Source organism: Streptosporangium sp. NPDC006013 (assembly GCF_040614275.1).
Classification (GTDB): domain Bacteria; phylum Actinomycetota; class Actinomycetes; order Streptosporangiales; family Streptosporangiaceae; genus Streptosporangium.
Window position 1 is genome coordinate 1 of the sequence record NZ_JBEXUE010000413.1, and the last position, 8,929, is coordinate 8,929.

Genomic DNA, 8,929 nt, shown 5'->3' on the forward strand with positions numbered 1-8,929 from the left:
CCACCCCCTTTCGGGCGCCCCACACCTGTGCGGCGCCGCGGCGGTCAGCGTCTCGGGGTTGAAATCCGGCTCGCCGCCGAGCTGGACGATGCGCTGGGCGAGCCTGTCCGCGTGCTCCTGCTCCTCCGCGGTGTGCTCCAGGAACTCCGCCGCCACCACCCCCGCGTGAGGTGTAGTAGTACCGCTTGTGAAGTCCCCCGACGCCTTCCGCGTCATGCCTGGACACAGCGGCCATGAATATTTCTGCCGATCACAAAAATTTTCCAGGCCCAAACCGAGTACGGAATATCAAAACGCGCGCGACGTACCCAGAAGAAGCTCGATCAAAAGGACTACGAGCACTCCTCAGGCGTGGAGCGACACTCCGAAAGGTTTCGGATATGCTGCCAAGCATGTCAGGTAAGCCTCGGGTGACGATCGCCCGCATCGCCCAGGAGGCCGGGGTCTCCGCGCCCACGGTCTCCAAGGTGATCAACGGCAGGTCCGAGGTGTCGCCGGAGACCCGCAGGCGAGTCGAACGGCTCCTTCACAAGCACGGCTACGTCCGCCGTGCCACCGGCGCCGACGGCCCCGTCGGCCTGGTAGACCTGATCTTTGCCGAGCTGGAGAGCCCGTGGGCGATGGAGCTCATCCGCGGGGCCGAGAGCGCGGCCGCGGAGGCCGAGGCCAGCATCGTGATCTCCGTCCTGCACACCCACGCCGGCCCCGGTCGTGACTGGCTCGACCGGCTGGCGGCCCGCCGTACCGACGGCGTGATCATCATTGGCTCCCGGCTCTCGGCTCAGCAGTACGGCCAGCTCAACACCCGCTCGATCCCCTTCGTGGTCGTCGACCCCGAGGGCGAGCCGGCCCCGGGCGTGGCGTCGGTGGGCGCGACCAACTGGCAGGGCGGCCTGAACGCGACCCGGCACCTGCTGGAACTGGGCCACCGTCGGATCGGCATGATCGGTGGTCCCCCCGACGTGCTGTGCAGCCGCGCCCGCATAGACGGCTACCGTGCCGCGCTGGAGACCGCGGGCGTCGAGGTCGATCCCGCGCTGATCCTGCACGGCGACTTCCTCGTCGGCTCCGGCCACGACCACGGTCACGCCCTGCTCTCGCTGCCCGACCGCCCGACCGCCATCTTCGCCGGCAGCGATCTGCAGGCCTTTGGCGTCTTCGAGGCCGCCAGGCAGCGCGGACTGCGCGTCCCCGACGACCTGAGCGTCGTCGGCTTCGACGACCTGCCCCTTTCCCGGTCCGCCTGGCCACCGCTCACCACGGTCCGCCAGCCCCTGGAGGAGATGGCCTTCCTCGCCACCCGCATGGCACTGGGCATCTCCCGCGGCGAGGCTCCCGAACCCCGCCGGGTCGAACTCTCCACCGACCTCGTCGTCCGGGAGAGCTCCACTCCCCCAGCGGGCTAGCGCGCGAATCTCACCGAGCTTCACCGGCGGCCTGCCGGGGCCGCCTCCGGAGCCTCGCCACGGGAGCACCATGCCGTCGCTCCTGCTTCACGTCGATTACGACGCGCCTCTAATCCCGCCAACTCCTATGGCGAATTACCCCGATATTTCATGCGATCTCGCGATAACACTTCTCCCCTATTACCTTGTCTCATATGGTGACTCTGCCGCGAAAAGCCTTCGAATAATAAACCCTTAAATCCGGCATGTGGCCGCCAGTGACAGGGGAGAAGCCCATGGCCGCTTCACGATGGAGAATCACTCGTCTCGCACTCGTCTCGTTGCTCACCGGCGTTCTGATCGCGGGTCTCACCGGGACCGGGACCGCGACCGCCACCGCGAGTGGGCACGCCCCGCTGAGCGCCTCCACCGCGAGAAACCTCGACGACATCAACCAGGACATTCGCAGCGCCCAGTACGTCGTCAATCGTTTCTGGGCAACGCACTGGTCCGAGTTCTTCCCCGGCTGGTATTCACCCCCGCGCGTTCTCGGCGGGTACGACGGCGCGCGGAGCAACGCGCCGAGATGCCAGGGGTACCCCCTCCCCGATGACAACGCCCTGTACTGCTGGCCGCCCTACGACTTCATCGCGTGGGACGTCGACCTGATGCGAATGGGATACCGGCAGGGGGACGCCTGGGTCTATCTGATCATCGCGCACGAATGGGGCCACGCCGTCCAGGCCCGCATTCCACGGAAGCTGCTGTCACCACGACTCGAACTCCAGGCCGACTGCCTCGCCGGGGCGACCCTTTTCGGAGCCGCCGAGGACGGCATCCTGTTCTTCGAGACCGGCGACACCCAGGAGATCGCGGCGGCCCTGCGGCAGCACGCCGACGACACCCCCTGGACCGACGTGAGCGACCACGGCAGCGCCTCCCAGCGCCTGAGCGCCTTCAACCGGGGCGCGCGCCAGGGCGTGCGGGGATGCTTCACCTGACGAGGGGCTCTCCCCGAGACCTCGGCCGCCCGCGCGAATCCGCCCGTTCGTATCCGTTCCCCGGCCCGCGCGTGAGCCACCCGCCCCGCGCACGGGTCCGGCCCCGCGCGGGACGTCGACCCCCGTCATGGGCTCGTGGCCTCTCCGCGGCGAGTCCGCGCCGGATCAGCCGAACACCACAGGTTCAGGATCTCTCTGCCGCTAGGCGGAGCTGTGCGCCGGGACCCACCTTGCTTCGGCCGGGAATCCTCTGTCCCTGAGGCCGCGGAGGGGGTCGGCCCTCTTCCTGGAGAGCGACTCGGCGCCCCGCCGGTCGTCCGGCAGCACCTGCCAGATGGGATCACGCCGGATGACCGGCCGGTTCCGGTCCGGCTCCGTCTCCGAGATCGGCGTCCAGAGCGTGCGGACGCCATGCTCGTTGACGAGCCGCAGGGGGGTTCGGCACCCCGGGCAGCGGATCCTTCCGGTGCCGAGGTCCTCGCGCCGGGCGGTGAAGTAGCCGTAGTGGTCCACCCCCCGCTCATCCCACGCCAGATCCATGTGCCGATCCCAGTCGACCTCTGCGGCGGCTCCGCTCTTCGGGGCGCAGATCGGGCAGGGCACCCGCATCTCCTCCCAGAACCGCGGGCCGGCGAGTTCCGGATCGTGCCTGCCGACGTGCCTGACCGTTCCGGCGACGATCCTCCCTCCGCCCGCTGTTCGCCCGCGGACCTCCGGAGCAGTGGTGATCGGATCGGAGTTGTTGATGAGCCTGGCGAAGCGATCCGCGTGGGCGTCACCCAGGCGGGGGACGCCCAGGACGGTACGGGCGGTCAGGTGTTCCAGTCGCCGGATGGCGCCCGAGGGCCGGGCGACGTGCGCAGAGGTGATCATGGGTGGCGTGGAGCCGCGTGGCAGCAGCCACAGCGTGGCCAGCAGTTCGCTCACCGTCCAGAACGACGTGAAGTAGTCGGGAGCGGGATGGACGATGGCCCTGCCGGTCGCGATGATCTCGTACATCAGCCGTGCCACGCCTTCCCACATCTGCTGCCGCGTGACCACCTCGGCCGGGTAGGAGTACTCGCGGGGCGGCACCATTCGCACGGTGACCGCGTGGGCCTTCTCGAAGGTGGCACGCCACTCCTCCGCCTCCCTGCGCCCGCCGTCGTGGAAGCTGAGAAAGTAGTCGGCCGGGTTGTCGAACATCCAGTAGTGCCCCGGTGAGCGCGGCGACGGCGCCCGGTCCGCCCCCAGCGCGCGGCGCAGGTGCCGCTCCAGCCACTCGCCCAGCGCCGGGTTCTCCAGGGTCTCGCCGTGGACGGGAGCGTGGCTGGCACGGGTCAGTACGTTGCGGGGCAACGGGCTGCGGCTGAGGACGATGCTGCCGGGGTCGAGCTTGGCGCGCGTGTCGAAGGCCGCGTAGACGTCCTCGGAACCCTCGACCGAGCAGTCCCACACGACGAAGGTCGACGTCCGCCGCGCCGCGAGCGCGACGGCCCCGCCGATGCCGGGAGGCGCGACCACCAGACCGATCCCCAGCCTCGCACAGATCGGCCGTACCCAGTTGTCCAGCAGGTCACGGCCGCTCTCGGTCGGCGGTACGAAGGCCGTCAGGGTGGCGTTCACCCGGCCGTCCCAACCGTCCCAACCGTCCCAACCGTCCCAACCGGCCCGGCCTGCACGGCCGGTGCGACCGGCACGCCCCACGGCCGGTGGCCCGCGCGGCCCGTCGCCGGCCGGCCAAGCCGCCGGCGATCCCTCCCGGGGTGGTACATGGAACCCATCTGATGCTCTCCCCTTGGCATGACGTTCCGTGAACGGCTCTCTCCGGCAGCGGAGGGTGTGCGGTGGCGATCACCCGCGCGGTCACCCGTCCAGATGGTTCTCCAGGAGGGTGACCAGCTCGATGACCCCGTGGAAGGGGAGAGGCGGCTCGGCCCCCTCGGCCTCGATGGTCCCGGCGATGTGACCGGTAGCGGTCCTCTGGACGTCTATGGTCAACCGCATTCCGGCCTCCCGTCGGCGGCGCCGCTCTCCTGGCGCTCTGGCAGGCGCTCACGGTAGTCGCGGGAGAGGCGGAAGGCATCCGGGTGACACCCCTACGGATCGCCCGGCGGGCTTCGACACGCCCTGCTTCTCCGTACGCCGGCCTGGGGAGGCCGCTCCCCGGTTACTCGCCGGGGTCGGACAGGACGGCGCGGAGCTCGATCCTGCTGGTGACGTTCAGCTTGGCGTAGACGCGGTTCAGCTGTGTCTCCACGGTGCTGATCGTCACCGAGCGCCGCTGCGCGATCTGACGGGTGGTCATGCCCTCGCAGACCATCGCCACGACCTCGCGCTCGGCCCCGGTGAGGCTGCCGAAGGCCGCGCTGGGACCGTCCACCGACAGCCTGAGCTCCCCCGCCGTCTTCAGGGCGAGGTCGGCGTAGGCGGCGGCACCGGTGCGGTTGAAGGTGGCCAGCGCCCGCCGCAGCGCCCGCTCCGCCTCGGCATGACGCCCCCGGGCGTGCAGGGAGCGCGTCGTCACCAGGTCGATCCGGCCGGCCTCGATCGGCAGACCCACCTCTCCGGCCAGGGCGAAGGCCTCCTCACAGTCCCGTACGGCACGCGCGTGGTCACCGCGGGCGGCGGCGATCTGGGCCCGCACCCTGGCGATGGACATCAGCGTTGAGCGGCGCCCGCTGGAGGCGGCCCTGTCGGCGAAGGCGCCCAGGGCGACGTCCGCCTCGTCGAGCCGGCCGAGCAGGGAGAGCGCGTCGGCACCGACCGGGCCGAACAGGTGGGTACCGGGCTCCAGCGAGTCATAGTGGAGCTCGATGGCCTCGGCCGCGCTGAGCAGCCGCTGGGCGTCGCCCCGGGCCTGGGCGATCGCCGCCCGCGCGCCGGCCGCGTAGGCGAGACTCACCCTGCTCTCGACGATCGGCGCCCATTCCGCGGCCTGGCGGGCGTGCTCGCGCGCCCGGTCCCACTCTCCCCTGGCCGCGCGGGGGTAGCACGCCAGGGAGTGCAGGAGGGCGTAGTCCCAGACCCGCTCGTTCTCCTCGGCGTCGCCGACGGCGAGCCGGGTGAACCTGACGGCGTCGTCGAGCCTGCCCCGCCGGTACTCGACCTCGCCCAGGAAGCCGAGCGCCTGGCCCACCCGCAGCGCCTCGCCGCGCGTGGCCCGCGCGACGCTGTCACGCAGGTCGCCGGAGGCTCCGTCGAGGTCGTCGGTCCACAGCCGGATCATGCCGCGGGCCACCAGACCGTCCAGCCCGGCCGCCGAACCCGGCAGGTCGGCGTCCGCCAGGGACCACAGTGCCTCCTCGGCCCGTCCGGCCAGGGTCCAGCCCAGGGATTGGGCGAACCAGGCGAACGCCCGCACCCACGGCTCGCGGCTGCCCGCCGCGACGGCCGCCGTGCCGTACTCGACCATCTCGGGGTAGGAGATCTCGACCACGCCGATGATCGCCAGCTGGGCCGCGATGCGCGCCCGCAGGTCCGCGGGCGCGTGCGGGCTCTCCGCCCCGTCGTGCCCGGCCGCGCCCAGTGCCTTGACCAGCAGCAGCCTGGCCTCCGCGACGCGTCCGGAGATCAGGGCCTGGTAACCGGCGACGTAGTCGCGCCAGGGGCCTGCCGGCGCGGCGAGGACCTCGCTCTCGTAACGCCTGGCGACGGTGGCGTCGCCGCAGACCAGCAGGGTCTCGGCGGCGGTCAGCACGCGGGCGACACGGTCGGGTCCCGGCGGGGTCAGTTCCGCGGCGTGGCGGGCGTAGACGGCCGCCAGCGGCAGCCTGCCCCGAGACAGCTGGGCCTGGGCCTCGCCCTGGGCCAGCGCGGCGAGCTCACCGTCCGTACCGCCACCGGAGGCGGCGATCCCGTGCCAGAGCGCGCCCGGACCTCCCAGCAGGGCGGCGTTACGGTGCAGGGCACGGCGGCGCTCGACGCCGGAGTCGTAGTAGATGCGGTCCCGGACGAGCAGGGTGGTGAAGGCGAACTCCTGCCCCGCCGTCCCCGGGATCTCCTTGACCAATCCGGCACCGACGGCCTCCGTGAGAGGAACGGTGACGTCGGCGACGCCGGAGAGCGCACGCAGGTCGGCCAGGCGGAAGCGGCGGCCGAGCACCGCCGCCGCGCCCACGACCTCGCGGGTGCGGCGGGCACACGACGCCAGCCGCGCCACGACGGCCTGCGTCATACCGCGAGGGGCGGGCAGCGGGCCGTTGCCGAAGTTGATCGAGTGCATCTCCACCTGGTCCAGCAGGAGGATCGAATGCTGCGCGTTGCCGTCGGTGTGCTCGTGCAGTCTCCTGGCTCCTGAGGGGGTGAGCCCGTCGTGGCCTGTCGCGACGGCGAGCCGTACGAGATCGTCGGCGGAGAGCCCCTCGACCTGGAGCAGCCGCCCCTGCGGCGAGTCGAAGATGCGCTCCCAGCCCTCGTGGAGTTCCAGGGGTGGCGCGTCCGGAGCCGCTCCCGGCGCGTACCCGGGAGCCTGGTGGACGACCAGGAGCATGACCTGGGCGTTGCGCAGGCGCCGGGCCGCCAGGCGGAGCGCGGTCATCGACTGCCGGTCGCCGCAGTGCGCGTCGTCGACGACCACGATCAGAGCGTCCGCGGCGGCGAACTCCGCCGCGAGGGCCTGGCCGACGAAGGCGGCCTCGGCCTGCCCGGCCAGCGTCCGGGCGAGCGTCGGGGTCGGCAGCTGCTCGGCGATCTGTTCCAGCACCCCCCAGGGATGGGCGAGCGCGTCCTCGTCGCCGAAGGCTCGCACGGTCCGCACCCCGGGGACGGTTCGCAGGAAGCGCTCGACCAGCTCGGTCTTGCCGATTCCCGCCGTCCCCCGGACACCCACGATCCGTGCGTCGCGGCGGCTGGCCGCTCCCCACGCCTCCCCGAGGAAGTCGAGCTCCCGCTTCCGGCCGATGAACAGCGGAGAGGTTCTGCCGTGCAACGCAGCGCTCCCTTTTCACGTTTCGCATGTTCTTGACGGTGATTATGGGTCAAAGATCAACCTATCGGCACTGATTTCACCTGAAGATTCTTCGCGGAGTGAATCCGAACGAATTTCACATCGTCGGCGTACGGCGCGGATTCCACCGCGGGCACGAACGCGAGGGCAGGCCGGAAGGCGGGCCACGATCGCACGGACTGCCGGGAGCCGGCCCCGCAGGAGATCCGCTACACCCGTCCCCACAGACTCCCACCTGCTCTTTTCTCGATCCCACCGGCCGATTTCCCACGCGGGGAACGATCCGCACTCGGGAGGGGGAGTGATTCACGAATACGGTCGACCACAAAACGACCGCCATCCTTAATTCCCACACACACAGTATGGATTTTCCACGACCGGCGACTTCGGCGCTCAGTAAGTATGCGATGACGCGAAGTGCCCAATACCCCGCACCATTACGCAGGAGCGCACGCCGCGGAGACCACGTGCGATTTCCCGGCCACAACTCGGTGGTCAAGGTCGCGCTCGCCGCCACCACCGCGGGATGGGCGACGCCCGTCACAGCCGCAGGGCGCGGGCCGGTGACTCGGCGTCACGCCGGCCCGGGATCGAATCGCCCGCCGCCCAGGTGGCGTGCGTGCCGCTGGAGATGCGCTCGGGAGGCCTCGATTCCCGCCTGCCACGTCGTACGCGACCTCGGGTGAGTTACCGCTTCTTCGCACGATGCCGGAACAGGTCCCGGTCTTACCCACGCTCCACAGTCGTTTGGCCTGTCCGCCTGCCCGGCGGCCAGAATGTTGATCGCAGCGTTGACGTCCCGGTCGTGGACGGCCCCGCACGGGCAGGCCCAAGACCGGACGTCCAACGGCATCGAGGTGGCGACGCTCCCACAGGATGAGCACAGCCTCGGCGACGGAAACCAGCGATCGATCTTGCCGAAGTACCTGCCGTACCGCCTCGCCTTGTAGTCCAGCATGCCCACGAACCGTGACCAGCCCGCGTCGTGCACCGACCTGGCCGGCCTGGTGCGCACCAGAGCGGACACGGCGAGATCTTCCAGGTAGAGCGCCTGGTTGTCGCGGGTCAACGTGGTCGACAGCTTGTGTGCTGGGCAATGCAGAAGTCGACCAGCTCCCCTCGAACCGCGTCTTCGAGTCGTCGTACGCCCATGAGGAGGTCTCGATCGCCTGCGCCCGGGGTGAATCCTTCCCCGATCAGTTGAGGTGGAAGACCTCCTCGAGCGAGACCATGCCCTCGTCCGGGCGGCCGTCGAGGCTCTCGAAGAACGGCGCCATCTCGGCCTGCCATCGGGCGTTGACCTCTGTCGCGGCCATGGCCTCGCGGGCCGCCTCGAAGTCCTCGGTCTCCAGATAGCCGACCAGCAGCCCGTCCTCGCGCAGGAAGAGCGAGTAGTTGTGCCAGCCGGTGGCGCTCAGGGCGTCGAGCATCTCGGGCCAGACGGCACGATGGCGCTCGCGGTACTCCTGGAGACGCTCCGGCCTCACCTTCAGCAGGAAGCAGACACGCTGCATGGGATTGCCCTTCTCGGGTGCGGCCCGCGCCCGGACTCACCGGGCGTGGGCCGTGCCGGTGGTGCCGGTCAGAAGTCGAACTGGTCGATGTTGGCCTTGTCG

Annotated in this window: 8 protein-coding genes; 2 read left to right on the forward strand and 6 right to left on the reverse strand. The window is 70.5% G+C overall.

The genetic code is table 11. The features are described from left to right. A partial coding sequence (locus tag ABZ260_RS39690; RefSeq protein ID WP_355627869.1) for a ferritin-like domain-containing protein occupies positions 1-216 on the reverse strand: 216 nt, incomplete at its 3' end. Positions 217-392: 176 nt separating this feature from the next. On the opposite strand from ABZ260_RS39690, the gene ABZ260_RS39695 reads away from it, so the two are divergent. Together ABZ260_RS39695 and ABZ260_RS39700 are read left to right on the forward strand one after the other, a co-directional pair. Beyond that, positions 393-1,406, forward strand: coding sequence for a LacI family DNA-binding transcriptional regulator (locus tag ABZ260_RS39695; RefSeq protein ID WP_355627872.1), 1,014 nt, complete (start codon positions 393-395; stop codon positions 1,404-1,406). A 275-nt stretch (positions 1,407-1,681) separates the two neighbouring features. Beyond that, positions 1,682-2,386, forward strand: coding sequence for a neutral zinc metallopeptidase (locus tag ABZ260_RS39700; RefSeq protein WP_355627875.1), 705 nt, complete (start codon positions 1,682-1,684; stop codon positions 2,384-2,386). A gap of 201 nt (positions 2,387-2,587) precedes the next feature. Here ABZ260_RS39700 and ABZ260_RS39705 read toward each other — a convergent pair whose 3' ends face one another. The 5 genes from ABZ260_RS39705 to ABZ260_RS39725 all read right to left on the reverse strand — a co-directional run bounded on the left by ABZ260_RS39705 (position 2,588) and on the right by ABZ260_RS39725 (position 8,827). Continuing rightward, on the reverse strand, positions 2,588-3,991 hold the full coding sequence (locus tag ABZ260_RS39705) for a hypothetical protein (protein ID WP_355627878.1): 1,404 nt from the start codon (positions 3,989-3,991) through the stop codon (positions 2,588-2,590). A gap of 240 nt (positions 3,992-4,231) precedes the next feature. Continuing rightward, positions 4,232-4,372, reverse strand: a complete 141-nt coding sequence (locus ABZ260_RS39710; protein ID WP_350926280.1) for a hypothetical protein — start codon at positions 4,370-4,372, stop codon at positions 4,232-4,234. A gap of 163 nt (positions 4,373-4,535) precedes the next feature. Beyond that, positions 4,536-7,295 (reverse strand): AAA family ATPase, encoded by a 2,760-nt coding sequence (locus tag ABZ260_RS39715; protein WP_355627881.1) that lies wholly within the window; start codon positions 7,293-7,295, stop codon positions 4,536-4,538. A gap of 592 nt (positions 7,296-7,887) precedes the next feature. Then, positions 7,888-8,499, reverse strand: coding sequence for a transposase (locus ABZ260_RS39720; RefSeq protein ID WP_355627884.1), 612 nt, complete (start codon positions 8,497-8,499; stop codon positions 7,888-7,890). 10 nt (positions 8,500-8,509) lie between these two features. Further along, complete coding sequence (locus tag ABZ260_RS39725) at positions 8,510-8,827, reverse strand: L-rhamnose mutarotase (protein WP_350926284.1); 318 nt, start codon at positions 8,825-8,827, stop codon at positions 8,510-8,512. Between the last annotated feature and the right edge of the window lie 102 nt (positions 8,828-8,929).

What these genes read in the sequence shown, in the direction of transcription:
- ABZ260_RS39700 (WP_355627875.1), top strand. Translation starts at nt 1,682, where the DNA reads ATGGCCGCTTCACGATGGAGAATCACTCGTCTCGCACTCGTCTCGTTG.
- ABZ260_RS39725 (WP_350926284.1), bottom strand. Translation starts at nt 8,827, where the DNA reads ATGCAGCGTGTCTGCTTCCTGCTGAAGGTGAGGCCGGAGCGTCTCCAG.
- ABZ260_RS39695 (WP_355627872.1), top strand. Translation starts at nt 393, where the DNA reads ATGTCAGGTAAGCCTCGGGTGACGATCGCCCGCATCGCCCAGGAGGCC.
- ABZ260_RS39710 (WP_350926280.1), bottom strand. Translation starts at nt 4,372, where the DNA reads ATGCGGTTGACCATAGACGTCCAGAGGACCGCTACCGGTCACATCGCC.